The sequence below is a fragment of the Cytobacillus oceanisediminis 2691 genome (assembly GCF_007678455.1).
Classification (GTDB): domain Bacteria; phylum Bacillota; class Bacilli; order Bacillales; family Cytobacillaceae; genus Mesobacillus; species Mesobacillus oceanisediminis_A.
Genome location: NZ_VEEP01000007.1, coordinates 271,529 through 297,975 on the forward strand (window position 1 = coordinate 271,529; position 26,447 = coordinate 297,975).

General features: G+C 40.8%; 20 protein-coding genes and 1 pseudogene. 17 read left to right on the forward strand and 4 right to left on the reverse strand.

Features of this window, described 5'->3' with window-relative positions:
* Window positions 1-243 precede the first annotated feature (243 nt).
* Window positions 244-681, forward strand: coding sequence for a GreA/GreB family elongation factor (locus FS736_RS15575; protein WP_144478889.1), 438 nt, complete (start codon window positions 244-246; stop codon window positions 679-681).
* Between the two features lie 325 nt (window positions 682-1,006).
* On the opposite strand, the gene eutH is transcribed toward FS736_RS15575, so the two are convergent.
* The gene (eutH, locus tag FS736_RS15580) at window positions 1,007-1,216 is read right to left on the reverse strand and encodes an ethanolamine utilization protein EutH (protein WP_144478891.1); all 210 of its coding nucleotides are present in this window, start codon (window positions 1,214-1,216) and stop codon (window positions 1,007-1,009) included.
* Window positions 1,217-1,635: 419 nt separating this feature from the next.
* Here eutH and FS736_RS15585 point away from each other — a divergent pair, with 419 nt between their 5' ends.
* From FS736_RS15585 to FS736_RS15605, 5 genes are all read left to right on the forward strand, one after another.
* Window positions 1,636-5,319, forward strand: coding sequence for a nitrate reductase subunit alpha (locus tag FS736_RS15585; protein ID WP_144478893.1), 3,684 nt, complete (start codon window positions 1,636-1,638; stop codon window positions 5,317-5,319).
* A complete protein-coding gene (gene narH, locus FS736_RS15590) occupies window positions 5,309-6,856 on the forward strand; it encodes a nitrate reductase subunit beta (RefSeq protein ID WP_144478895.1) in 1,548 nt (515 codons plus the stop codon). The genes FS736_RS15585 and narH overlap by 11 nt, the downstream gene beginning before the upstream one ends.
* The gene (gene narJ, locus FS736_RS15595; protein ID WP_144478897.1) at window positions 6,831-7,388 is read left to right on the forward strand and encodes a nitrate reductase molybdenum cofactor assembly chaperone; all 558 of its coding nucleotides are present in this window, start codon (window positions 6,831-6,833) and stop codon (window positions 7,386-7,388) included. The genes narH and narJ overlap by 26 nt, the downstream gene beginning before the upstream one ends.
* A complete protein-coding gene (narI, locus tag FS736_RS15600; RefSeq protein WP_144478899.1) occupies window positions 7,385-8,092 on the forward strand; it encodes a respiratory nitrate reductase subunit gamma in 708 nt (235 codons plus the stop codon). The genes narJ and narI overlap by 4 nt, the downstream gene beginning before the upstream one ends.
* Window positions 8,093-8,156: 64 nt before the next feature.
* Window positions 8,157-8,630 (forward strand): hemerythrin domain-containing protein, encoded by a 474-nt coding sequence (locus FS736_RS15605; RefSeq protein ID WP_144478901.1) that lies wholly within the window; start codon window positions 8,157-8,159, stop codon window positions 8,628-8,630.
* An 83-nt stretch (window positions 8,631-8,713) separates the two neighbouring features.
* On the opposite strand, the gene FS736_RS15610 is transcribed toward FS736_RS15605, so the two are convergent.
* The gene (locus FS736_RS15610) at window positions 8,714-10,207 is read right to left on the reverse strand and encodes a nitrate/nitrite transporter (protein WP_144478903.1); all 1,494 of its coding nucleotides are present in this window, start codon (window positions 10,205-10,207) and stop codon (window positions 8,714-8,716) included.
* Window positions 10,208-10,296: 89 nt separating this feature from the next.
* Between FS736_RS15610 and FS736_RS25205 the strand changes: the two are divergent.
* Window positions 10,297-10,464, forward strand: a pseudogene (locus tag FS736_RS25205) (IS1595 family transposase); the annotation flags it as partial.
* Window positions 10,465-10,547: 83 nt separating this feature from the next.
* On the opposite strand, the gene FS736_RS15620 reads toward FS736_RS25205, so the two are convergent.
* Window positions 10,548-11,189 carry a hypothetical protein gene (locus tag FS736_RS15620; RefSeq protein ID WP_144478905.1) on the reverse strand — a complete coding sequence of 214 codons (642 nt, stop codon included), beginning with the start codon at window positions 11,187-11,189 and terminating at the stop codon, window positions 10,548-10,550.
* A gap of 220 nt (window positions 11,190-11,409) precedes the next feature.
* Here FS736_RS15620 and FS736_RS15625 point away from each other — a divergent pair, with 220 nt between their 5' ends.
* From FS736_RS15625 to FS736_RS15660, 8 genes are all read left to right on the forward strand, one after another.
* Window positions 11,410-12,483 carry an NAD(P)H-dependent flavin oxidoreductase gene (locus FS736_RS15625; RefSeq protein ID WP_144478907.1) on the forward strand — a complete coding sequence of 358 codons (1,074 nt, stop codon included), beginning with the start codon at window positions 11,410-11,412 and terminating at the stop codon, window positions 12,481-12,483.
* Window positions 12,484-12,747: 264 nt separating this feature from the next.
* Entirely contained in the window at window positions 12,748-15,084 is a 2,337-nt protein-coding gene (locus tag FS736_RS15630; RefSeq protein WP_144478908.1) for a helix-turn-helix domain-containing protein, read from the forward strand.
* A 325-nt stretch (window positions 15,085-15,409) separates the two neighbouring features.
* Entirely contained in the window at window positions 15,410-16,831 is a 1,422-nt protein-coding gene (locus FS736_RS15635) for an MFS transporter (protein ID WP_144478910.1), read from the forward strand.
* 60 nt (window positions 16,832-16,891) lie between these two features.
* Window positions 16,892-18,079 carry an amidohydrolase gene (locus tag FS736_RS15640; protein WP_144478912.1) on the forward strand — a complete coding sequence of 396 codons (1,188 nt, stop codon included), beginning with the start codon at window positions 16,892-16,894 and terminating at the stop codon, window positions 18,077-18,079.
* A gap of 54 nt (window positions 18,080-18,133) precedes the next feature.
* Window positions 18,134-18,757, forward strand: coding sequence for a trimeric intracellular cation channel family protein (locus tag FS736_RS15645; protein WP_144478914.1), 624 nt, complete (start codon window positions 18,134-18,136; stop codon window positions 18,755-18,757).
* 172 nt (window positions 18,758-18,929) lie between these two features.
* Window positions 18,930-20,462 (forward strand): spore germination protein, encoded by a 1,533-nt coding sequence (locus FS736_RS15650; protein ID WP_144478916.1) that lies wholly within the window; start codon window positions 18,930-18,932, stop codon window positions 20,460-20,462.
* A complete protein-coding gene (locus FS736_RS15655; RefSeq protein ID WP_144478918.1) occupies window positions 20,459-21,553 on the forward strand; it encodes a GerAB/ArcD/ProY family transporter in 1,095 nt (364 codons plus the stop codon). The genes FS736_RS15650 and FS736_RS15655 overlap by 4 nt, the downstream gene beginning before the upstream one ends.
* On the forward strand, window positions 21,553-22,668 hold the full coding sequence (locus tag FS736_RS15660) for a Ger(x)C family spore germination protein (RefSeq protein WP_144478920.1): 1,116 nt from the start codon (window positions 21,553-21,555) through the stop codon (window positions 22,666-22,668). The genes FS736_RS15655 and FS736_RS15660 overlap by 1 nt, the downstream gene beginning before the upstream one ends.
* Before the next feature lie 185 nt (window positions 22,669-22,853).
* Here the strand turns inward: FS736_RS15660 and FS736_RS15665 are convergent, their stop codons facing one another.
* The gene (locus FS736_RS15665; RefSeq protein WP_144478922.1) at window positions 22,854-23,948 is read right to left on the reverse strand and encodes a carbohydrate kinase; all 1,095 of its coding nucleotides are present in this window, start codon (window positions 23,946-23,948) and stop codon (window positions 22,854-22,856) included.
* 323 nt (window positions 23,949-24,271) lie between these two features.
* Here FS736_RS15665 and FS736_RS15670 point away from each other — a divergent pair, with 323 nt between their 5' ends.
* Together FS736_RS15670 and FS736_RS15675 are read left to right on the forward strand one after the other, a co-directional pair.
* Window positions 24,272-25,249 carry a carbohydrate kinase family protein gene (locus tag FS736_RS15670; RefSeq protein ID WP_260983622.1) on the forward strand — a complete coding sequence of 326 codons (978 nt, stop codon included), beginning with the start codon at window positions 24,272-24,274 and terminating at the stop codon, window positions 25,247-25,249.
* Window positions 25,233-26,150 (forward strand): pseudouridine-5'-phosphate glycosidase, encoded by a 918-nt coding sequence (locus tag FS736_RS15675; protein WP_144478924.1) that lies wholly within the window; start codon window positions 25,233-25,235, stop codon window positions 26,148-26,150. Before FS736_RS15670 ends, FS736_RS15675 begins: the two co-directional genes overlap by 17 nt.
* Window positions 26,151-26,447 lie beyond the last annotated feature (297 nt).

The following is a 26,447-nucleotide window of genomic DNA, read 5'->3' on the forward strand; positions in this document are numbered from 1 at the left end:
AGCAGAAAAGAAGATACTTGAAAGTGTAATTAAGAGTATAAATCGCTTTGACTCTGAAAAGAAAATGTGACTCTATAATTCTGGCTTTATCGGAATGAATATGATATGGTCGTGGCATATGGCAGATCCTTCAAAAATTATGGGGTCTGCCATATATTTATATATTTTTTTAGGAGGAATGGGATATGAAAGTGGAAATGAAGTTTTGCAAGGTGTTTAGTTGCAGCAAGGAGGCGAACTACTATGAGCCTTAGCCAGATAGCACACATTGATTCTATAAGGGAAACGTTTCTAAAGCAGCTCGTCTTTATTGAAGAGAACTATAATGAATTAAATAACATGTACCTGTATTCAACCCCAATACAGGAAAGAGTCAAGAATTTTCTAAGTCTCTATATTAGTGAACTGGAAAGCTTTATAAAAGATGAAGACTGGAATGATCCTTTGTCAAAAGTGTTTATTGGCACAAAAGTAACTGTCCTGTTTCGAGATGAAAAGGAAACGGAAGACTACTTTATAAGCCTGCCCGATCATTCAGACCCGGATGCTAACTGTATTTCATTTTTATCACCGGTTGGAAGGCAGCTTTTGTTAAAAAATGTGGGAGATGAGATTTCTTTGGTTGTTCCCAATGGTACAGTTTCTTTATCAGTCAAAAGAATATCCTTTTCTGGAAATTGAACATAGACTGGACCTGACTACAAGGGGGAGTGGCAAAAAGCTTTTTTTCTCGCTTAGTGTTGTCTTTAATCCTCTTAATAAGTCAGTTTCTTCCCAGATAAATGCAGGTACCTGCTTCGTTTAGTACGGCAGAAAGCAGGATGATGCATACTTCCAGCCACTGAAGCGATGTGACCATTTCTGATAAAATCAGCCTGGCTGAAAGGTGAAAACACAAAAATACCCTTGTTTTTTCATAGTTGGACCTTCTGGATGACAAAACTAGTAAGTTATAAAAATAAATTCAAGACGTGTGTATGCACGTCTTTTATATTATTGAAACCAATTATTCTCTGACAGAAAAATAGGCAATGTTACCTGCTAAAATTCCCGCTGTCAGTTTTCCGGCAATCATCGGGACAATAGAGCTTTTATCAACGGGTCCTATAAATCCGAGGTGACTGCCAAGAACAAAAGAGCCACTGACTGCAAAAGCGGTGTTAACGACTTTTACTCTGATGTTTTGATCATGGAACCTGGGATGATGTTTGCGCATAAGGTAATTGAAAACATGGAGGGATTCATAACCATAGACAGCTATATGTTTAAGGGCACTGAAATCAAAATTTCTCTCCCGTGTATTCAAAATTAATATTTGTATAAAAGACAGGTCTTCTCCCCATCTACAAGGGAAATAACCTGTTTTTTTATTTATATAATGTTCTTACATCTTTGAATGCAGAAGTAACTGTGAGAAAAATAATTCCATTAAGTAAGGTTCATTCCATTGTCCATTTTATTGTGATGATTATATGTCCTAGCGTTAAATAAATTTATGGTATTTTTCCAATAATGTTTATTTTCTGACAACCAGGGTAATCGGCAAGCGAGGGGTCTTCCAAAAATGCCTGAAAAAGGATAATTTTTCATGGTTTTGAGAAGTATAAGAATAGTAGAAAGGAAGGGATGAGAAAATTGAGTGAAAAGCTACCGCCATTCTTAAGGAAACTGAGCTATTTCGGGAGATCAGAAGACATTTCCGATCATGCCACAATTGCACCTGATGATCGATCAACTGAAAAAGTTTACCGCCGGCGCTGGCAGCACGATAAGGTTGTCAGGACAACTCATGGCGTGAACTGTACGGGTTCCTGCAGTTGGAAGGTTCATGTAAAGGACGGAATCATCACCTGGGAGACGCAGCAGACAGACTATCCGACAACAGGACCCGATATGCCTGAATACGAACCGAGGGGCTGTCCACGAGGAGCAACATTTTCGTGGTATACATATAGCCCTGTAAGAATTAGATACCCCTATGTGAGAAGCGCGTTAATTGAATTGTGGAGAGAAGCATTCAACGAACATAAGGACCCGGTTCAGGCTTGGAAGAGTATTGTGAATGACCCAGCCAAATCCGAACGATACAAGTCTGCTAGGGGGAAGGGGGGCTTTGTCCGTTCTAGCTGGGATGAACTGAATACGCTTATCTCTGCCTCATTGATTCATACAATCCAGGAGTACGGACCAGACAGGATTTTTGGATTCTCCCCTATCCCCGCAATGTCGATGGTCAGTTATGCCGGGGGTTCAAGGTTCTTGAATTTAATCGGTGCACCTTTATTAAGCTTTTACGATTGGTATGCAGATTTGCCGCCAGCGTCACCGCAAATCTGGGGAGAGCAGACAGATGTCCCTGAAAGCTCTGATTGGTACAATTCCTCCTATTTAATTGTCTGGGGTTCGAACCTTCCGCAGACAAGGACACCTGACTCCCATTTCTATGTGGAGGCAAGATACAGAGGAGCAAAAGTAGTCGCAGTAAGTCCTGACTATGCTGAATTCGTCAAGTTTGCTGACAAATGGCTGCCTGTTCAGGCTGGTATGGATGGGGCTATTGCGATGGCAATGACTCATGTGATTCTAAAGGAATTCTATGTGGATCAACAGGTTGATTATTTTAATGACTATGTAAAAAAATATACGGATTTGCCATATCTGCTCCTTCTGAAAAAGAATGGTGATTTTTATCAAGGGGATAAGTTCCTAAGGGCTTCCGATATAGGCCGACAGACAGAAAACGGAGAATGGAAAACCGTTGTCCTTGATCAGACGTCAAATGACTTTGCTGTTCCTAATGGAAGCATCGGACATCGATGGGAAAATAACCAGAGCTGGAATCTCCACTTGAAAGACAGTGATAACCAGCTCGATGGTATTGATCCAGTCTTGACCCTGCAAGGAATAGAAGATGAGATTGTCATGGCCGGCTTCCCATTTTTCGGGCCGGATAAAAAAGAAATTTTGAAAAGAGGAGTTCCAGTAAAGAAAATCATTAAAGGTGGGGAAGAGGTGTATGTGACGACCGTCTTCGATATGCTTCTTGCCAATTGTGGCGTGAATCGCGGATTGCCAGGTGATTATCCTGCTGATTATGACGATTTAAAGCCATATACTCCTGCCTGGCAAGAATCAATTTCAGGAGTCAGCAGACGAGATTGTGCGCAGATAGCCAGGGAGTTTGCCCAAAACGCCATCGATTCAAAAGGAAGATCAATGATTATTATGGGCTCAGGAATCAATCACTGGTATCATTCCGATATGATTTATCGGGCAATCTTGAATCTTGTACTGTTGACAGGATGCCAGGGAGTGAACGGCGGCGGCTGGGCACATTATGTCGGGCAGGAAAAGGTACGCCCTCTTGAAGGATGGCAGACAGTGGCGATGGCAAGAGATTGGGGCGGACCGCCAAGATTGCAAAACGGGACGTCTTTCTTCTACTTTGCATCGGAGCAGTGGAGGTACGACAACCAAACATCGGATGAACTCATTTCACCATTGATTGACAAGCCTACTTACCAACATCCCGGCGACTATAATGTGCTGTCAGCAAGATTGGGTTGGCTGCCTTCTTACCCACAATTCAATGAGAATCCAATCAAGATGGCAGAAAGGACAGGTCAAACCGACAAAGATGCCATCATTCAAGAAGTGGTTAAGCAGCTGAAGGACGGCAAACTGAAATTCGCCATAGAAAATCCGGAAGATCCAAGGAATTTTCCAAAAGTCCTGTTTGTATGGCGCGCAAACCTGATTGGCAGTTCAGCTAAGGGACATGAATACTTCCTTAAGCATTTACTTGGCACCCACCATGGCAATTTAAGTGAACAGAATGAAGAAGATCTGACAAAAGAAATCAGCTGGGTCCAGGATGTGCCAGAAGGCAAGCTCGATTTGATGCTTGACTATGATTTCAGGATGTGTGGGACCGGTCTGTACTCTGATATTATTCTTCCATCGGCGACCTGGTATGAGAAGTACGATGTCTCAAGCACGGATATGCACCCATTCATCCATCCATTCAATCCGGCAATCACACCGCCATGGGAAGCGAAATCAGATTGGGACGCATTCAAGAATCTTGCCAAGACGTTCTCTGAAATGGCTGGAAGATATTTTAATGAACCGGTGACTGACCTGGTTGCAACCCCTCTCTTGCATGATTCCAGAGATGAAATTTCCCAGCCATATGGGAAAATCCCGGACTGGAAAAATGGAGATGTCGAGCCGCAACCGGGCGTGAATATGCCGCGTCTCCATTTGGTCGAGCGTGATTTGACAAAGGTATATGACAAGTTCATCGCACTCGGTTCGAATGTAAAGGAATCCATTGGTTCAAAGGGGATTGGCTGGGAAGCGGCCAAGGAATATGAAAAGCTGAAGGCGATAAATGGTACTGCGTCACAAACAAAGGAATACAAGGATTTGCCAAGCCTTTTTACCGATAGGAATGCTGCCGAGACAATTCTTACCCTATCAAGTACCACTAATGGTTCGCTTGCAATGAAAGCATGGGATGCGTTAGAAAAGAAAACGGGTCTTGAGTTAAAAGACCTGGCAGAAGAGCGGGCTGAAGAGCATATGTCATTTGCGGAAATTACTGCTCAGCCAAGGAAGGTGATTTCCTCACCAGTTTTCAGCGGGTCCGAAACAGGCAATCGTCGTTATAACCCTTTTACCACAAATGTTGAACGGCTTGTGCCATGGCGAACACTGACTGGACGACAGCATTTTTATATGGATCATGACCTGATGATTGAATTTGGGGAGGAGCTTCCTAACTTCAAGGCTCCGCTTCATAAGCTTGCTTTTTACAAAGGAGATCATGAACCTGATGCAAAAGGGAATGAAATTACACTCAGCTACCTGACGCCTCACTTTAAATGGTCCTATCACAGTACGTATGGAGATACCCTGCCGATGTTGACGTTGTTCCGTGGAGGGCCACATGTATGGCTGAATAATGAGGATGCTGCTTCTGTCGGGATAGAAGATAATGATTGGATCGAAATGTATAACCGTAACGGGGTGGTGGTAGCGAGAGCGGTAGTCAGTCACAGAATGCCTAAAGGAATTGTCTTCATGTATCACGTACAGGAGCGGTATATCAACGTGCCAGGCTCTCCGATCACAAAACAGCGTGGCGGGACGTTCAACAGTCCAACCCGTATCCACATCAAACCGACGCAGATGATTGGTGGCTATGCGCAATTGAGCTACGGATTCAACTACTATGGACCGACCGGAAACCAGAGAGATGAGAAGGTAGTGATCCGGAAAATGAACAGGGATGAGGTGGATTGGCTTGAAGATTAAGGCACAGTTCGGAATGGTCATGAATCTAGATAAGTGCATCGGCTGCCATACATGCAGTGTGACCTGCAAGAATACCTGGACAAACCGGCCTGGTGTGGAATATCAATGGTGGAACAATGTCGAAACAAAACCGGGAATTGGCTACCCGAAGGAATGGGAGAATCAGGAACTGCGAAAGGGCGGCTGGGCACTTAAAAACGGGAAACTGGAGCTTAAGGCTGGAGGCCGTGTCAATAAACTGCTGAATATCTTCTATAATCCAAACCTGGCAGATATGGATGATTATTATGAACCATGGACATATGATTATGAGAATCTGATCCAAAGTCCGGAGAAAAAGCATCAACCGGTGGCGAGGCCTAAATCACAGGTTACCGGAGAATACATGGATATCAAATGGGGACCAAACTGGGAGGATGATCTTGCGGGGGTGCATGTAACAGGGAAGAAGGATCCGAACATGGCTGGGCTTGATGAGCAAATCAAATTTGAATTTGAACAGGCATTCATGATGTACCTGCCAAGAATTTGTGAGCATTGTATGAATCCTTCCTGTGTTTCATCCTGCCCTTCTGGTGCGATGTACAAAAGAGAAGAAGATGGAATCGTCCTTGTGGACCAGGAGGCCTGCCGCAGCTGGAGATTTTGCATGACAGGCTGTCCTTATAAAAAGGTTTATTTTAATTGGAAAACACATAAGGCTGAAAAATGTACTTTCTGCTACCCGCGTATTGAAGCGGGATTGCCAACAGTTTGTTCTGAAACATGTGTGGGCAGGCTGAGATATATCGGAATTGTCCTCTATGATGCGGATAAAATCAAAGAGGCAGCATCAGTCAAGGACGACAAGGAACTACATGAGGCACAACTGGGGATGTTCCTTGATCCGCATGACCCGGAAGTGATCAGGGAAGCGAAAAAAGAAGGCATCCCTGATGACTGGATTGAAGCAGCACAGAGATCACCGGTTTATAAAATGGCTGTTGAACAAAGGATTGCACTTCCGCTTCACCCGGAATACCGGACACTTCCAATGGTCTGGTATGTACCGCCTTTAAGCCCTTTCGTCAATGCTTTCGGCGGTCAAATTGATGATCTTGATCCGAATATCATTTTTCCGACGATCAACCAGTTCCGTATCCCTATTGAATATCTGGCAAATCTTTTTACGGCTGGGGATACTGATGTGGTTAAAGCGGTCCTTCGGAAGCTGGTTGCAATGCGCATGTATATGCGCCAGGTAAACTTAGGTAAAGAACCCAATCTTGAGGTTCTAGAAGCGGCAGGTATGACCGAACAAGTGGCAAGGGATATGTATGAGCTCTCGGCGATTGCCAAGTATTCAGAACGCTATGTCATTCCGCCTTCCCATAAGGAGCGATCAGGGGACATGCATTTTATGCAAGGAAACGCAGGCTTCGAAGACCTGGCTCAGGACTGTGAATCATGCAGTGTCGGTTCTGAACGTGATCCCCTCTATTATTATGGTGAAGATTACTGGAGGAATTTAGATGAACAAAAGCCAAGTGGTTTATAAGCTGTCTTCCATTCTGCTGCATTATCCGGATAAGGAATGGAAGGAGTATCTTTCACTGCTCTATGAAGAGGCGAGTTTGATTGATGATGCACAAGTACGTGGCATGATTGAAAATTTCCTGGACTACCTAGACAGGACCAGTATGGAAAAATTGTGCCAGAACTATGTGCTTACATTTGATTTTAATGACAGGAGTACGCTCTATCTTACCTATTCTGTCTTCAAGGATAACCGGGAAAGAGGCCCTGCACTAGTGAAGCTGAGGAATGAGTTCCTTCAGGCAGGAGCGGATCTGGAGAGTGATGAATTGCCTGATTACCTTCCATTGATCCTGGAGTTCGCTTCCATCACGGAAACAGAGAAATCAGCAAAGATTCTTAAACTGCATTTCCGGGCAATCGAGCGGCTCTGTCTGGAACTAGAATCGATGAACAGTCCATACCATCATTTGCTTGGGGCATGTGTGTTATGCATCAAGCGGCTAAGGTCAAATGAGCAGGTCAGTAAATCAGGTGAAAGGAGAATCATATGAGCAGCCTCGATCTCTTTTTATGGGTGGTCTTCCCTTATATTTGCCTGACGGTCTTTGTGCTGGGGCATATATACCGCTACAATACTGATCAGTTTGGCTGGTCAGCAAAATCCAGCCAGTTTCTTGAAAAAAAGAAACTTAAGTGGGGAAGCATCCTGTTCCATTGGGGGATTATCTTTGTATTCTTCGGTCATGTGGCAGGGGTGCTTATCCCCAAAATCATTTATGATAGCATCGGGGTAACAGATCATATGTATCACTTCGGCGCAGTTTGGTTCGGCGGAGCGGCAGGAGTCATCTGCGTCCTCGGAGGAGCGTTGCTTTTTATGAGAAGGGCATCTGTAAAACGGATCAGAGTGAACAGTAAATTCAAGGACTGGTTATCTCTTGTGTTACTGGGAATCGTGGTGATTGTTGGTTTTACCAATACCGTTGGGTACACAGCCTCAGGCGGCGATTTCGACTATCGTACAACAATCGGTCCCTGGTTCAGGGGAATCCTTACCTTCAATCCGGAACCTGGTTATATGATTGGTGCACCGATTGGTTTCCAGGCGCATATCCTGTTGGCTTTTGCCTTATTTGCAGTATGGCCATTCACAAGGCTTGTGCATGTGTGGAGCCTGCCACTGGAATATCTGAAGAGGAAATACCTGGTCTACCGTAGGATGACACCTGCAAAGAATGTCACAAAGAGAAATTAATCATTAAAGAAAGAAAGGCTGAATTTCAGCCTTTCTTTACGATTTTGTAAAGGAGGATACGTATATGTCAGGTCCCGCGTTAAAGAATCATTTTTCCCATCAATCAATCCATGATGGTTATTATACAGAAGGACGTGATTTGACGGAATTGCTGGTTAAGCTATTCAGGGAAGAGCGTGAAGAGGATTGTGCAGTAGCTGCAGACGCGCTTGTGGAGCACTGGGAAACAAGGACAATTGCTCATGCGGATTCTGAGGAAGAAGGCTTTTATATGGAGATCATGGAAAAAAAGCCTGAATTGAAGGAAGAAGTAATCAAGCTCATTAGAGACCATGATTTAATTCGAATGATAGTGGCCGACGTCAAAGGCAGACTGCCGAACGAAGGAGTAACAGAAGAAGTCATCGATCGCTTCAAAACCATTCTTCATTTGGTGGATATTCATAATCATGAAGAAGAACGGATCCTATTCAGGCAGGACCATCATCATCTTGACCAAATCCGCGAACAAGATGAAAAACCAGCCTCCGGACAATAGCCTAAGGTTGCTGTGTGCAGTTAGGATACGCAATTGGTGAAAACAGGAAGCAGAGAATCGGCTAAAAAGATTCTCTGCTATTTCTAATGAATTGAAAGATCACTGAACATCGCGACTAGCATTTTGGGCTCACCAGCATCATCCTTTATCGTACTAATTGTCAGCCATTCAGGAAAAACTTCTCCATTTTTCTTTTTATTCCAGATTTCTCCTTGCCAATAACCATCAGCTTTAATCTTTTCCCACATCTCTCTATAAAAATCCTTGTCGTGTTTACCTGATTGCAGAAGGGCAGGTGTTTTTCCAATCGCTTCTTCTTCCATATAACCAGTCACTTTTGTAAAAGCAGGATTGACCTTCTTGATGATTCCATTCATGTCTGTAATCATCATCCCAGATTCTGTACTTTCAAGAACGGTGGAAGCGAGCTTGAGTTGGTCTTGATAATAAAGCCATACAACGAGTATCAGGCTGGCAAGTGCAAATTCAGACAGCGCCATGAATCCAATTGCGTAATGCCCTGTCCAATTGAACAAGGTGGTGAGGATCAATGGAGGGAAAAACCCTCCGAGTCCACCCATCGCAGCAACGATTCCATTCACAATCCCAGCCTGTTTTGAGAAATACATTGGAACTAGCTTAAAGATTGTCCCATTCCCAATCCCCGCACAAAACGCTACTCCCAAAACGCCGATTGTGTAAATCGGCAAGGATGGGGTGAAGGAAAGGAGAAATCCGCTAAACGTCAGCCCAGTAAAGACAAACATCAGGATGATGAACGAATTGAATTTGTCGCCAAGCCATCCGCCAACTGGGCGAAGGAATGTGGCAATGGTAATGAAACCTGCTGTTCTAAGACCAGCATCCACTTTACTGAGATCAAAATGATTCACCAGGAAGTTTGGCAAATAGATGGTGAACGCCACAAACGACCCGAAGGTAATAAAGTAGAATAAGCTAAGCAGCCAAAGTTTAGGATTATGATAGACACCTTTAATCTGATCACCCAGGGACACCTTAATCCTCTTCTCTTGTTTGTCCCCGAGCAGAAAATTTAGGACTGCAATGATGATCAATAAGATCAGGTACATATTAACTGTTGCACGCCAACCAAATTCATTTGCAATCACTGGAGCTAAAAATGCAGTGAAGGCCGTACCGATATTTCCGGCACCGTAAATCCCATTTACAAAACCGTGTTTTTCCTTTGGATAATATTTAGGTAACGAGGTAACGCCGACAGAAAAAACAGCTCCCCCAATACCAAGCAACAGACCGCCTGTGATCAAAATTATGATTGAGTCAGCAGAACTTATGATGAAGACGGGGAGCAAGAGGATGATAAAACTAATGGTGAAAATCAAACGGGCCCCATACCTGTTTGTCCAATAGCCTATAGGAATTCTTAAAATTGAACCGAGAATAACTGGTACTGCGGTTACTAGAGTCATTTCACTTGCAGTCAAATCAATGTCTGCCGAGATATAGGGCATAAGGGAGGAAAGGATGACCCACACCATGAAACCAATCACCAGACTTGAGGTCTGAAGAACGAGTTGAAAGCTTCCTTTTTGCATTGTAGAACTCCTTTCATTGATTAGCAAAGATAACGGCGTCAATACTTAAAATACCCATATTGATGCCAGTAAACCGAATATTTTTACAGAAAAATGTCAACAACCTCTATAGTCATCTAAAAACTTGGATGAAACGGTTCCAGGGTGTTGCGACTAGGTATTTAGATAACTATCTTTATTGGTACGGGTGGTTAGAAATAGACAAGCATTTGTCCTTTGAAAAACAGGCAGAACAAATGCTTATTTCATCGTGCTAAAAATCGAATAAAACCACAGTGGAAATTTTAAGGGCAGTTTAAAAGGTCCATAAATTTATGGTCCTGATCCTCACCGAACTATCTCAGTATTTTTTAATCTCTAGAATTCTCCATTGTTCTTCCTTATCTAAATCGAATCCAATAGGCGAGGATTTATTTTCCTTCAATCCCGTTGCCTTGGTCATTACAAATTGATAAGCAGTATGTTCGTTTTGAACTGAAGTAAAAATGAGAATGATTTTCCCCTTTTCCGTTCTAAATTCACTAAGGTTTCCAACTACGTTAGGTTTCCATTCAAATCCTAGCCCGTCAAAATTGAAAAAACAAGGGCAATTACCTTCAAGGTCAAGATATGAGTAACTTACAGTACCATCAAAGGCTATATAGTTATTTGCTTGAAAAAATGTTTTCGCTGCCTTATAGGAGTTAACTGTGCTAATCGCATCATTTAAATCTTGGTATTGAATGAACGTTTTTAATTCTTTAACTTCCTCTTTTAATTGAGAAATTTGCTCACCTAATTGTTTATTTTCGTTTTGCAACTGTTCCGTCTCGGTAGAACTCTTTTGATTTTGTTTCTCTAAGCGAGACACTTTTTCTATTAGTATATTTTTATCATTTTGAAGGTTATTTACCAATCGAGAAATGTCAAAGTAGTCTAAAACGAATATCGTACCAAGAACTAATAGGATGATAAAAGTGTAAGTTTTAAAACCTCTCTTCATTTTAATACCTCCATTTCAAGTAATCATCCATACGAAAATTAAACACAAAAGTTACAGAATAGTAAAAATTAGTTTCTTTTAAAAAAATCTAAAACAACAAACTTTACGAAACGAGCGTTACGAAACCAGGCTTTTTTAAAACTAGCCTTCAAAAAAGGGGATTTTTTTTACGTATAGAATTGATTAATAGATAAAGTTCAAAAGAAATGAGGCTAATTCAATGCTGAAAAATGAAATGACTGAGCTTTTGAATATTGAATACCCGATCATACAGGCACCAATGGCCGGAGGCATTACGACTTCTCAACTGGTTTCAGCAGTCTCCAATTCAGGAGGCCTTGGAATGGTAGGGGCAGGCTATATGTCTCCTGATGCAATGCAGGAACAAATCAAGGAAATCAAACAGCTTACTACCGGAAATTTTGGTGTTAATCTTTTCGTGCCGAATGAATTTCATGTTACGCCGGATGAAATTGAATCTGCTGAAAATGCCCTGAAGCCTATACGCGAAAAATTGAAACTTGAGGACCAAAGACAGCTTGATCTTCCAGATTACAAGATGAATATCGAAATATTTGAAGAACTGATTCAGATTGTTATTAATGAAAACATCCGAGTTTGTTCCTTTACCTTTGGACTGCCTCCTAAGGAAATCGTAAGAGAACTTAAAACTCACAATATTATTTTATTGGGAACAGCCACGACAGTCAGGGAAGCAATTGAAGCTGAAAATAGCGGAATGGATGCCGTGATTGTGCAAGGCAGTGAAGCAGGAGGCCATCGGGGGAATTTTATCAGCGGAGATAAGGAAAGTCTCATAGGTCTAATATCGTTAATTCCTCAGGTTGCCGACCATGTGAAAATTCCTGTTATTGCTGCTGGCGGCATCATGGATGGAAGAGGGCTAATGGCATCCCTTTGCTTAGGTGCAAAGGCTGTTCAAATGGGCACAGCTTTTTTAACATGTACGGAAAGCGGAGCCCATCAACTTTATAAAAATGCTATATTGGATGCCTCCGAAGATCAGATGGTGTTAACAAATGCCTTCTCCGGCAAATGGGCTAGAGGCATGAAAAATCGGTTTATAGAAGAAATGCAGGAGAAAGAGGTTCCATTCCCTCAATTCCCAGTCCAAAATGCACTTACACAATCAATCAGAAAAGCTTCAGCAGCACAAAACAATCCGGAATTTATGTCACTATGGTCCGGCCAGAGTCCAAGACTTGCTAAAACGCAATCGGCAGAAGACTTAATCAGAAGGATTGTAAATGATGCAAATAACATTCACCTATAAGTTTCATCATGTGTAAAGAGAATGGATATTTAGACTCAGGCTGCAGGCAGACTCGATTAAAACAGAGTCGGACTGCAGTCTTTTTTGAATCCTATGTATGAAAATTCAACAATGTTTAAATATAAATGAATAGTACTTACTTTATAGGAATCTGAAGTGAAAAAGGGACATGTTTTATGTGTTAAAATAGGTTTTATCTAAAACATTAATAATTTTCCGTACGGACTGGCAAGATCATTCGTTAATTAGATAGTAGGTGAACACATGAATCAGCCGCTGACCGATTTTCAAATTTCTTTGAAGAAGATTCAATTTTTATCCCCAAAAGTGAACCAGGGTTTGAAATTCATTTTTGTGATTGACGGCGAATTAATGGTTGAGATTGATAGCCGGTATTATGTTTTAAAGGAACAGGATTTGCTTGTCATTAATCGAAATCAGCTTTTTCAGGTGAAAGGAAATGAAGCTAATAGGGTGTTAGTGCTGGATATATCGGACTCATTTATGGATCGATACTATCCAGAATACCGGAACAGCCGGTTTGAGGTCTTTTCTCAAGAAATAGAAATGGGAAGAGAAATCATGCTTGATAAAATGAGGAAATTACTTGTTGAATTAATGATTACCTACAGCAGAAAAGATGAAAGCTATCAAATTGAGATGCAAGGATACATATGTGACATTTTGCTGATTCTGATTCGCAGGTTTAAGCAAAGAGGAACAGCCATCGAAAAAATCGATGCTAATGATATCCGGCTGACAAAAATGGTGGATTATTTGGAGAAAAATTATCATCAGGTAATTACATTAGAAGATATGGCACAAAAGTTCTATCTTTCAACAGGGTATTTATCCCGTTATTTTAAGCAGAAGATGGGCATGGGCTTCAATCGCTTTTTAATGGAAATCCGATTGAAACACAGTGTGAAAGATTTAGTGTATACAGATGATACGATTTCACAAATCGCAATGAAAAATGGTTTTGCGAATACAAAGTCATTTTCCAAGCTTTTTAAAGAAAAGTATGAAGTGACTCCTCATATTTACCGGGAGAATCATTCAGAAGCCCAAATCGATTCATTTCAAAGCCTGTCGATTGAAGATACTGATACCCTGGTCAATACTCCTGAAATTCTGGCCAAATTGGGAAGCGTACTGACCAAACATGACCAATCATATACCAACACCGAGACCCGGTTTGAAGAATTGCAGCTTGAAGTAACAGATACAATCAATCAAAACCTGTCCCTCCCTGATCATGTACTGATTGTCCGGGAATTAAAGGAACTGCAAAAAGAAGATGTCAGGTCGCAAATACTAATGACAAAAGATGATATGCGTCTTAATTATATCGGAATCAGCCATTTGCTGAGCGGGGAGACGATTACGGCAGAAGTTGAAACAGATGAAGAAATTGCCACAAGTTCCCCTTATTTTAAATCAGATGTTGCCTTGAATTTCATGAAGAAAAATGGACTATCGCTTTTTGTAAGAATTGAATACCAGGAAATTACCAAGAATGAAGAATTCTATTTCCAAAAGCTCTATGGTTTTATGAAGCATTGTTTACAAGTATATGGGGCCTCCTATCTGAAAACATGGCATTTCTTATTTTATGAGTCCTATTTTACTGGTGCTGAAGCTTTGGAATTGAAACGTGTCTATTTAAAAATGTACGATTTGCTGAAAGAACTGGTACCGGACATTCATGTGGGTGTTTTTTTGCCTTTCTCTTTTAAAGAAGAGAAAACGAAGGAACCCCATAAATGGATACTGACGGAAGGGAATCATATCGATTTCATTGCGTATCATTCAAATCAGAATGACATGATCGATTTCAAGGAATTGAGTGATAACCGTTTTAATTTGACAAAGGATTATGTAAAGGAAAACACGGCGAAAATTAAATCTTATCTGAAAAAACATCATCTTGAGAAACCGATGCACCTTATTTCATGGAACACACTTTCTGGAAACACCCGTTTTACGAATGGAACTTTTTTTCGTGCAGCCTTAGTGTTGAAAAGTGTATTGGATATAGCCAATGATGTTGAGTCCATCGGCTTTTGGATTAATACTGCATTGCATGAAGGCAGTGATAATGGACAGAGAATCCGTATTGAGGGATTGGAATTTTTCCACTATTTCAGCGGGAAAAGACCTGCATTTTTTGCCATGATGTTTGCTAATAAGCTCGATGGGACCATCATAGCCCGGGGGTCTGATTATTTGATGACCAAAACAGACCGGGGCTATCAGTTGGTGTTGATGAATTGTAAAACGATAAATCCATATTACTCCATCGAGGAAGCATTTTTGCAAAAGCTGAATAAAGAGATCCAGGTCAAGATTGCTGGGCTTGAAGCAGGGGAATATCAAATTCGGAAATATATTTTTGATAAAGATCACGGAGCTTTATATACGAAATGGTGGAATCTTAACAGCAGACATGGAATTGATCTGGAGATTATCGATTACATCAATAGGACAAGCCATCCAGATATTGAGCTTTATGATGAAACCATCACAGGAGAATGGTCATTTTATTCCTATTTAACAGTTAATGCTATTCATTTTTTTGAAATAAGAAAAGCGATGTAAAACAGAAAGTCATTGCCGTATCGGCAATGGCTTTTTGTTTTACATCTTAAGAATCCAGGATTTCGCATAGGGAAGTCAAATTTTGACCTCCCTTTTTTCACCCTTATTAGTGGTGGTGAAATATTTTACATTTTACGAAAAGGAATACAGCAAATAATGACTCTCTAATCTGCAGGATTTGGACTACAATTTTCTTGTAGGAACAAAGAGAAGATGTTCATTCCAGGAGGAAGGTGAACGTTAGGCAGAACAAAAACTGACTTAATTAATTTCAATTTGGGACAATACTATTATTGCCATTTATGTGAATTAGGAGGTTATATTCATGGAGACAAGTTATAAAGGTACAAATAAAATGATCACAGGCATAGTGTTTGGTGTTATTACCTTCTGGCTGTTTGCCCAGGCGATTGTCAATGTCGTTCCAGCAGTCCAGCAGGATTTGGGCATATCAATTGGAACGGTAAACATCGCAATTAGTTTAACGGCTTTGTTTTCCGGAATGTTCATTGTTGCTGCCGGAGGCCTTGCCGATAAAATTGGCAGGAAAAAGATTGCGTACATTGGCTTTATATTAAGTATTATCGGTTCACTTTTCCTTGTTTTAGCCCAGGGTTCAGCAATGCTGATTATTGGACGTATTATTCAAGGGATTTCAGCTGCATTTATTATGCCATCAACCATTGCATTGATGAAAGCCTATTTTGAAGGAAAAGAGCGGCAGCGTGCATTAAGTTTTTGGTCCATTGGATCATGGGGCGGTTCTGGGATTGCTTCATTTGCAGGCGGCGCCATCGCTACCTCAATGGGCTGGAGATGGATCTTCATTTTTTCTATCATCTTTGCTTTGATTGGAATGTTCCTGCTGAAGGATACTCCAGAAAGTAAACAAGAATCTGTGGGCGGTTTTAAATTCGATTACACAGGTTTATCGATTTTTATCATCACAATGATTGCTCTGAATGTCTTTATCAACTACGGAGCTGATTTAGGGTGGGCCAGCCCGCTTACATTAGGTCTTCTGGCAGTTACAATCATTGGTTTCATTGTGTTCATCAAAGTGGAAAGAAGTAAAGAGGTCGTACTGATTGATTTCGATGTCTTTAAAAATAAACCATATACAGGCGCGACGATTTCGAATTTCTTGCTTAATGCTATCGCAGGTACACTAGTTGTCGCCAATACGTATGTACAAGTAGGGCGGGGATTTAATTCCTTCCAGTCCGGTATGCTATCACTCGGTTATCTAGTCGCAGTGCTTGCCATGATTCGTGTAGGTGAAAAAATCCTGCAGAAGGTTGGAGCTAAATTACCGATGATTTGGGGAGCCTTCATTACAACAGTCGGCGTGGCGATGATGGGACTGACATTCTTGCCAGACCTTGCTTATACCATTACCGTTTTCATTGGATTTGCCCTATTTGGTCTTGGACTTGGAATTTATGCAACTCCATCAACAGATACTTCAGTTTCCAATGCTCCCGCAGACAAGGTCGGTGAAGCAGCAGGGGTTTACAAAATGGCTAGCTCACTTGGAAGTGCCTTCGGCGTTGCTATATCTGCAGCCGTCTACGGTGCAATCGCAGGAAACGGAAATCTAGAAACAGCAGCTTCAATTGGGATTATCGTAAACGTCATTTTCGGGATACTTTCGATTTTATCAATCATCTTCCTCGTACCGGGAGATGCCGGCAAGACTGCTCCTGCCAAAGGATCTCGGACCAGCCGAAAGCCAGTTGCAGAATAATGCTTGGTAAACGAAGCTTTTTGTTGAGTTTTAAAAAGTTAAAGAAGGGATGATAGGATCATGAGACAAAAATTAATGGAAATGCTTGAATCGCGTAAGGATGAAATCATTGAAATACGCAGGCATCTTCACGAATATCCTGAACTTTCTTTTCAAGAAGAAAAAACAGCTCAATATATTTTAGATTTTTATAAAGGAAAAGATGTCGAGGTACAATCGAATGTCGGAAACGGACACGGGATCATCGTCACGATAAAAGGCGGGAAATCAGGTAAAAACATTGGTTTGCGAGCTGATTTTGATGCCCTCCCAATCGTCGAGGAAACAGATGTACCATTTAAATCGAAAAATGAGGGTGTCATGCATGCATGCGGCCATGATGGACATACAGCTTATTTGATGGTTTTGGCGGATTGTCTTATTCAATTAAAAGAGGAAATACCAGGCACAATCAAAATCATCCATCAGCATGCGGAAGAAGTACCGCCAGGCGGAGCTAAAAGCATTGTTGATTCCGGTGTACTTGATGATTTAGATAATATCTTCGGCATCCATCTGCTGCCGATGGGTCCAGCTGGGGTTGTCGGATATCACTCTGGATATTCTTTTAACGGCAGGGCTTACATGAAATTAAAGATCAATGGAAGAGGCGGACATGGTTCTTCGCCGCATTTGGCGAACGATGCTATCGTCGCTGGGGCCCATTTTGTAACAGCCGTTCAGACAATCATCAGCCGCAGGTTAAGTCCCTTTGATATCGGGGTGATCACGATTGGATCCTTTGATGGAAAAGGAACCTTCAATGTCATTAAAGACAGCATTGAACTTGAAGGTGATATCAGGTATATGACTGTTGAAACGAAAGCTACTATTGAAAAAGAAGTAAAACGTCTTGTGAAAGGAATCGAAGAAGAATTTGGTGTAAGCTGTGAACTGACTTATTTAAATGATTATCCGCCATTATATAATGATCCAGCCGTAACAGCACAGGTTGCAGAGATTCTTAAGAGTGCAAACGATAAAGATATAAAAGAAGTGAAGGAATTCCCAGCAATGGCTCCATCCGAAGACTTTGCATACTATGCTGAAAAATTCCCTTCCTGCTTCTTTTACATCGCCTGCACACCTAAAGGAGTAGAGGATCCGTACTTCAACCATAATCCGAAGTTCGATATCGATGAAGATGCCCTGCTTGTCGCAGCTAAAGCGGTAGGACATGTTGTTTGCGGTTATTATGAATTAGATTAGGAGATATAGTAAGGTCTATCTTAAAAATTGAACCAGAGATTGGAGTGGGTGCTCATGACGTGGGAATTCCTTAACATCATTGGCACCCTAGCCTTTGCTATAAGTGGCGCAATGGTCGCAAGGGAAGAAGAATATGATTTAATAGGAATTTATGTATTAGGATTCACTACTGCCTTTGGTGGCGGCATTATTCGTAATCTGTTAATTGGACTGCCTATTGAACATATTTGGAAGCAGGATTATTTATTCGAATTTGCCTTTTTGGCTATGACCATCGTTTTTATCCTCCATAATAAATGGATCAATCGTTTTAAAAAATGGGTAATATTTTTCGATGCGATTGGTTTAGCGTCATTTGCCATACAAGGAGCAAAATATGCAGTCTCCATTGACGCACCTCTAATAGCGGTCATTATTGCAGCTGTAATGACAGGAACCGGAGGCGGGATGATACGGGATGTTTTTGCACGGCGGAAGCCAATGATTTTCCACTCAGAAATTTATGCTTTATGGGCAGCAATCGCGGGAATCACCATTGGATTAGGTTTGATACGGGGACCGTATGCCACGACTCTGCTCTTAATTGCCATCGTTCTGTTTCGAATCATATCAGTTTACTTTAGATGGAATCTGCCACAGAGCATCCAAAATAGTAAAAGGAGTTTGGATAAATCATAAGTTTGGATTCAAAAATATTGCTTTTATATACAGACACTCAGAAAGCTCATGTATACATGGGCTTTTTTTGTGTCTAAGAGGATGTTCTTCCACGTGCAGTAACTACTATTCATGTATGATTTGCCAACTGACGATACAAAATAAACTATCATCAACTAGGTGGGAATATCACATGGTATTTTTTCGGAAGTATAACGCATCAGAGGGTTCTGAATCCAGATATGGAACAAATCAGGGACGGATAAGTGCAAAATTAGAGGAGAATACTGCTGAAATTCAAGCCATTTTTTGTGATACACCTGATCTAGTCGTGAGGGAGTTAGTCATAAGGCAAACCAGTAATAAGGCTGCGCTTGTGTATTTAAGTGGAATCACCGATAGTAAGGTTGTTTTTGATCATATATTGGACCCGCTTTTATTCCAGGGAGAGAAAGAAAAGAAGGAGGGAGATATAAAGGTCTCTCTTGGTCATATCAAAGAGGCTGCCACATGGAAGCAAGTGGAAAGTGCAATATTAAGTGGCGAGTGCGTCTTATTTTTGGATAACCATAAAGAGGCGTACATATATGACACGCCGGCATTTCCAAAGAGATCTCTGGAGGACTCCCCTATTGAAACTTATTTATCTGGGGCACATGTGGGGTTTACGGAAACTGGCGGCGATAATATTGCATTAATCCGTCAGCAAATTCCTAATCGAGAACTGAAAATAAAGGAAATGACAGTTGGAGAAAGAGGGAAGACGAAGCTCTCCATATTATATCTGGCGGATGTAGCGGATCAGGAAATATTGAAAGAGCTTGTGGACCGGATACAGAGGGTGAATGTCGACAGCGTCATCAATGCGGGGGTACTTTCACAATACATAGAAGACCATTCATACTCTCCCTTTCCTCAATTTTTATTAACAGAACGACCTGACTTCGCAGCAACAGAAATTTTACAGGGCAGATTCGTAACCGTGGTCGATCGCTCTCCAAGTGTGATCGTCGGACCTGCGTCTTTTAATAATTTTTTCACAACAGTAGATGACTATAGTAACCGGTGGATGGTAGCATCTTTTGTTCGACTGCTTAGATATATTGGCTTTTTCATTGCGATCTTCCTTCCTGCAATTTATATTGCTACTATTTCATTTCATTTTGAAGTCATTCCACTGAAGCTGTTATTTTCTATCGGAGAATCGAGAGAACGGATTCCTTTTCCGCCTTTTATTGAGGCTTTTATTATGGAGCTGACTCTTGAAATGCTCAGGGAAGCGGGAATTCGGCTTCCTGCCAAAATTGGGCAAACAGTAGGCATTGTTGGGGGTATTGTCATTGGCCAGGCAGCCGTAGAAGCTGGGATTGTCAGCAATATTATGGTGATCGTTGTTGCTTTGACAGCAATCGCTTCTTTCATCATACCTAATTATGAAATGGGTTCAGCTATTCGGATTGTCCGGTTCCCGATGATGATTCTTGCTTCATTGTTTGGTTTCGTCGGAATCATAGTAGGACTGATGATCTTACTTTCCCATTTTATCGGTCTCGAATCACTGGGAATGCCTTATGGCAGTCCGGTTGCTCCTTTACGTTTTCCTGACTGGAAGGATCTATTTATTCGCTTCCCTCAGTGGTCGCTCGAAAAGCGCCCTTTCAGTACAAATGCGATTCAAATGAAAAGAGCTAATCCCCGCCAGCCAAAGGGTGACGAAGAGCAATGAATAATATGAAAAATCGGATAACCTTAATGCAATATATCTTTTTAATACATGGCGTGCAAATGGGTGTTGGGGTACTGACTTTGCCACGTGAACTAGCGGAGATAGCAGGAACCGATGGCTGGATTGCGATCTTCATTTCCTGGTCGATTTCAACTCTTGCTAGTTTATTGATCATACAAATCATGAAGAAACACCCGAATGGAACGCTTCTTGATTTATTAACCCATTATTTTGGCAAATGGGTCGGGAAAGCAGGAACGATCTTGTTTGGGTTATATTTTGCTTTATTAGCTCATGTGATATTTATTAGGGAAGCACTTTTTATCCAGGCATGGATTTTACCTTATACTGAGGTGTATGTAACGATTTTGTTGTTATCAATACCCAGCTATCTTATAGCCAGAAAGAACATCAACATTTTAGGAAGGTATTCAGAACTCGTCTTTTTCATGACCTTGTGGACGGTGGCCATTTATTTAATTCCTTTGAAGAATGCCGAGTGGCTTAATCTGCTTCCCGTAATAAAGGAAGGATGGCTCCCAATCTTTAAAGCTGCAAAAACGGCTATCTTTTCATTCGTTGGTTTTGAAATTGCCTTTTTTCTTTATCCCTTTTTGCACAAGAAAGAAAAAGCATCATTGGGGATTGTGATTGCCAATAGCTTGTCGCTTCTCGCATTCTTGACGATCACAATAGGAGCCTTTGCTTTTTTCAGTCCCGATGAAATTACGGCATATAATGAACCGACTATTGCCAAATTGAAAGTCCTTGAATTCAAGTTTATTGAAAGATTGGAAATTGTCTTTTTTTCCTTTTATTTGTTTGTTATGTCTACTACCGTACTGCCACTCATGTATTTAACGGTTTTTTGCACAACTCGGCTGACAGGAAATCAAAATAACAATAGGCATTTATTCTTGCTTTTGCTGATTGAAGGGATTTACGTGATTTTGTTTCCTCCCACTCTCGATCAAAATACCTTTCTTCAGCAAATAACGGAACAGTTTAGTTTGCTTCTAGCATTTGCTTTTCCTCTTTGTTTGTGGGGGGGGTTAAAGATACGAGGGCTTTTTAAAAGGAGGGCATCTTAATGAAACGCCTGTTTCTAACCTTACCTTTGTTGATTCTTGTTGCCTTGCTTTCAAGTTGCGGAGGAAATGTCCCGCTGGAAGACTTAACGATTTCATTGATTCTAGGCATTGATCTGGATGATGAAAACAACCTGATTATTTCTGAATCAAGTCCAGTATTCAATAAAGAGAGCAAAAAAAATACAGAAACCTATCAGGTAAAGGCTAAATCAATCAGGGAATCCCGGAAATATTTTGATGTGAAAGCCACAGGTGAAGTCACTGCGGCGAAAATTCAAATTTTACTGATTGGAAAACGCGTACTTAAACATGAAGGCTGGTTTTCTCTTCTGGATACAGTATATCGGAATCCCACCTTTTCCCTGAATACAAGGGTAATCGTGGTGGATGGCCCTGTCTCGGATGTTATTTATTTTGAACCCGATAATAAACCGCAATTACCTTTATATTTGAAAGAAGTGATTGATAAAAACAGTGATCGTACGCAGACTGTAATGACCACACTCCAGGTGCTGCATCGGCAAATGTACGAAAAGGGAATGACGCCGTCTATATCGGAAATAAAAAAAGAAAAAGACCTTGAACTTGTCGGGGTATCATTGTTGGATAAGAAGGGAAAGATTGTAGACACGCTCAGTATTCAAGAATCTGCTCTCCTCATAGTCCTCCAGGATCAAAAGAAGAAGGAATTGACCTATTCCCTGGAACTCCCCGCGCTGGAGGATGAAATGGAGGTTTTTAATACTAAAGAAGTAAGCATAGATGTAAGGCGAGTTCAATCTAACGTAAAGACCAAATATGCCCAGGGGAAATTCCATTTTCATTATAAGATTAATTTGGGTGTTAATATTGTAGAGCGCTTATTTCCTAAAGACAGTGTAAAAGATGAAGAGTTAGAGAAAATGATTGAGAAAGAATTGAAATCAAAGTTCGAAGAAGTCATTAAAAAAGTCCAGGACCACAAAATTGACCCCATCGGGCTTGGAATCTATGCAAGAGCCTATGAATATGAACATTACAAAAAAGTGCAGGATGATTGGGGCAAAGCTCTTTCGGAAGCAAATATTGATATGGACTTAAATATAGAAATAAAATCGATGGGGGCGACAAAGTAATAAAAAAATGTTAGAGAGCTTTTTAAGCCTGCTGATTGTTCTATTTTTTTCTGCAAATTGAAAGCGTCAAAAACAGTTTACCAAGGGAGGGGTGACCCAGAAAAAAGTCGTTCATACAACTTTTTGAGTCACCCATATTTGAATAGGTGAAGGGATATTGTTGCTTCACCTGTTATTTCTTGCTCTTACTCAGAAAACATCTTTATGATTTCATGAAGTTTTTCAGGCTTCAAAACTGGGGATATTGATTCCTCAGTTTGAAGGGTAAGCGCAGCACCAGCAAGGCCTAATTGACACGAGCCGATTAACGATTCTTTCATCATCATCCCATAGATGGCACATGAAGCAAATGCGTCATCTGCTCCAGTGACATCAATAATGTCAGTTGTAAATGGCGGCAAATGCCCGGATTCATCAGATGACGAGTAAAAAACACCTTCATTCCCAAGTGTTACAATGATTTGTTTAACCCCACGCTGCCTAATTTTTTCACAGGCTAACTGGCAGTCCGTGATAGATTCTATTCTCATATCTGACAGGACTTCGGCTTCTTCCCGGGTCGGGAGCAGTAATTCTACTCCGTCAAGGCGAACAGGCAATCTTTGTGCTTTCGTTGAAGATACTGGATCAATATATAAAGGAATGCTTTCATCTCTGCAGCGTTTAATTAAATATCGTATACTGTCCTCAGGAATATTCGTATCCAGAAAAACAGCCTGTGAAGCAGCGATATGGGACCATTTTTCTTCAAACATGGAGGTTGTGATTTTTTCATATATAGTCATGTCAGCCATCGCAACAATACTTTCACCATCAACATCTAACAATGCTGTGTAATTGCCTGTCCGTTCCATTGGCAATACCCATACCTGACTAATATCGACACCAACACTTTTCGTCTCCTTCAATAACCAGTTTCCTTCTTTGTCCTCTCCGACACATGCAATTAGAGATGTGCTGACGCCGAGCCTGCTTAAATTTTCGGCAAAATTGCGAGCCACCCCGCCACATGTTTCGGTAATTCTTACTGGATTTGAAGAATATAAGCGTACCTTCTGATTCGTCCGTGCTTTACGGTCTGTGTTTGCCCCGCCAATACACACGATTGACGATTCTTCTCCAAGTATATAACCGCGCCCTTTGATCTCTCCGCGTCTTGTCAGGTTGGCAATATAGTTAGCAACAGCAGGTCGGGATAACCCTACCTTGCTTGATAATTCCTGTTGTGAAATGAAAGGATTCATTCTTATATGGTGTAAAATTTGCTTCTCTTTATCCATGAGACAACCTCACTTCCCGAAAAACCATAGTTTTTCAACTCAACGTGAATAGATTTTCAAATTTAATTTCATCTCGTTAAGCTTTTGCAGAATCAACTGATTGTTTTTTTTGATAGTTGTTTTAATCAATCCATTATAACCAAAAAAACAACGGCAAAAAAGCCCCTGTAAAATGGGACGATTAAAATGCATTTTCCAGTAATTGATGTTCAATCTAGAGACTACTATTCTTTTAAACTCATTGACAAATAAAAAAGAAAGCGTATACTAAACTTATGTTTATTAAATAAACAAATGTTTTGAACTTGGGAAGGGGGGATAAAATGACGAAGGAAATGGCCGAAGCATTCAAGGAAACAAATCCTATCATTTGCATTGGCGGAGCCAATCTTGATCGAAAATTTTATGCGAAGTTTGACATAACTAGCGAAACTTCCAATCCTGTCAAATCTTCTACATCGGTTGGCGGAGTAGCCAGAAATATTGCCGAAAACCTGGGCAGATTAGGGGAAGAAGTCATCCTTTTAACAGCAAGAGGAAACGATGCTGAATGGATTGGAATCTATGATTCATCATCCCCGTTCATGAATCTGGAGTATGTCACGCTATTTAAAGATTCTTCAACGGGAACTTATACGGCCGTTTTGGACCGAAATGGCCATTTATCAGTCGCGTTAGCGGATATGGATATTTACGAAAAAATCACTCCTGAACTGTTAATCAGTAATATCCACATTCTCAAAAGAGCTAAATGTATCGTTGCTGATTTGAATTGTCCAAGTGAAACGATTGATTATCTATGTTCTTTCACTTCTCAGCATCAAATTCCATTTGTGATCATCCCTGTTTCATCCCCAAAAATGAATAGGCTTACAAAATCGCTGCATGGTGTCAGCTGGCTGATCGTAAACAAGGATGAAACCGAAACATTCATGAACATGAATATCCTGGATGTTCAAGACTGGGAAAATGCTGTAAAGAAATGGTTAGAATTAGGTGTGAAAAATGTGATTGTCACTAATGGCTCAAAAGGTGTGATGGCGGGAGTCGAAAATGGAGAGCTATCTTACTTTCCGGCAATCGAAACACCAAAGGTTGTAGATGTAACAGGTGCAGGAGATTCCTTTTGCTCAGGAGTCATTTATTCCTGGTTACAAAATAAAGAAATGGACTACATTATCAAGTCAGGTTTGATCAATGCCCATAAAACGATCATGTCAAAATATACAGTTAGACAAGAGTTAACGCAAAAACAATTTATCTTAGATATGGAGGAATTAAAAAATGAAACAATATATTGAATTATCAGCAGAGGTACAACAAGCAAAAAAGGAAGGGAAAGCTATCGTTGCATTGGAATCCACGATTATTTCCCATGGTATGCCGTATCCGCAAAACGTTAAAATGGCCCGTGAGGTTGAACAAATTGTTCGGGATAACGGTGCTGTCCCAGCAACAATTGCCATCATTGATGGGAAAATCAAAATTGGTTTAACAGATGATGAATTAGAATTGTTTGGAAAAAGTTCTGGTGTTGCAAAGGTATCAAGGCGTGATCTTGCGCAAATCGTTGCCACAAAACAACTAGGCGCGACCACTGTTGCATCCACCATGATTTGTGCTGACTTAGCGGATATCAAAATCTTCGTGACAGGCGGTATTGGCGGGGTTCATAAAGGAGCAGAAAGAACCATGGATATCTCGGCTGACCTCGAAGAGCTTGCTCAAACGGATGTAGCAGTCATCTGTGCAGGTGCTAAATCAATTCTTGACCTGGCGCTTACTATGGAATACCTCGAAACAAAAGGAGTACCGGTAATTGGTTATGAAACAGAGTACCTTCCAGCATTCTATACGAGAAGCAGCGAACATAAATTAAACTTCTCCACAGATTCTGTCGACGTTATTGCCGAGACATTAAAAACAAAATGGGAACTAAACCTTAAAGGCGGAGCAGTGATTGCAAACCCGATCCCGGAAGAATTTGCTATGGATGAAGACTATATCAATTCCATTATTGATCAAGCAGTGAAAGAAGCAGAAGAACAACATATCATCGGGAAAGACAGCACGCCATTCCTGCTCGGAAAAATCAAAGAATTAACAAACGGTAAAAGCCTTGATGCGAATATCGAATTAGTAAAACACAATGCTAAAGTAGGAACGCAAATTGCTGTCAGCTTTAACAGCCAAACGAAGTAAAATGAATTCTTAATAAACCAAACACAACTTCAATAGAGCGAAATCTATCAATCTTGGTTTCTGCTTTATTGAAGTTGTTTATAATATGCTTTTTAGTTATTGATGGTCAGCAAAATACCGATCAGATAAATGCAGTGGTCGGCATACTAAGGCAAAAAATCTAAACAAGCGTATTAATATAGGAAAATACTTTTAATTCGAGACTCTTTAATTGAAAGTAATTAATAATAGGATTATTATTAAATTGTTCATTAAAGCAAATAATACAAATTGTATATGAAGTTGTTTTTAAAATCG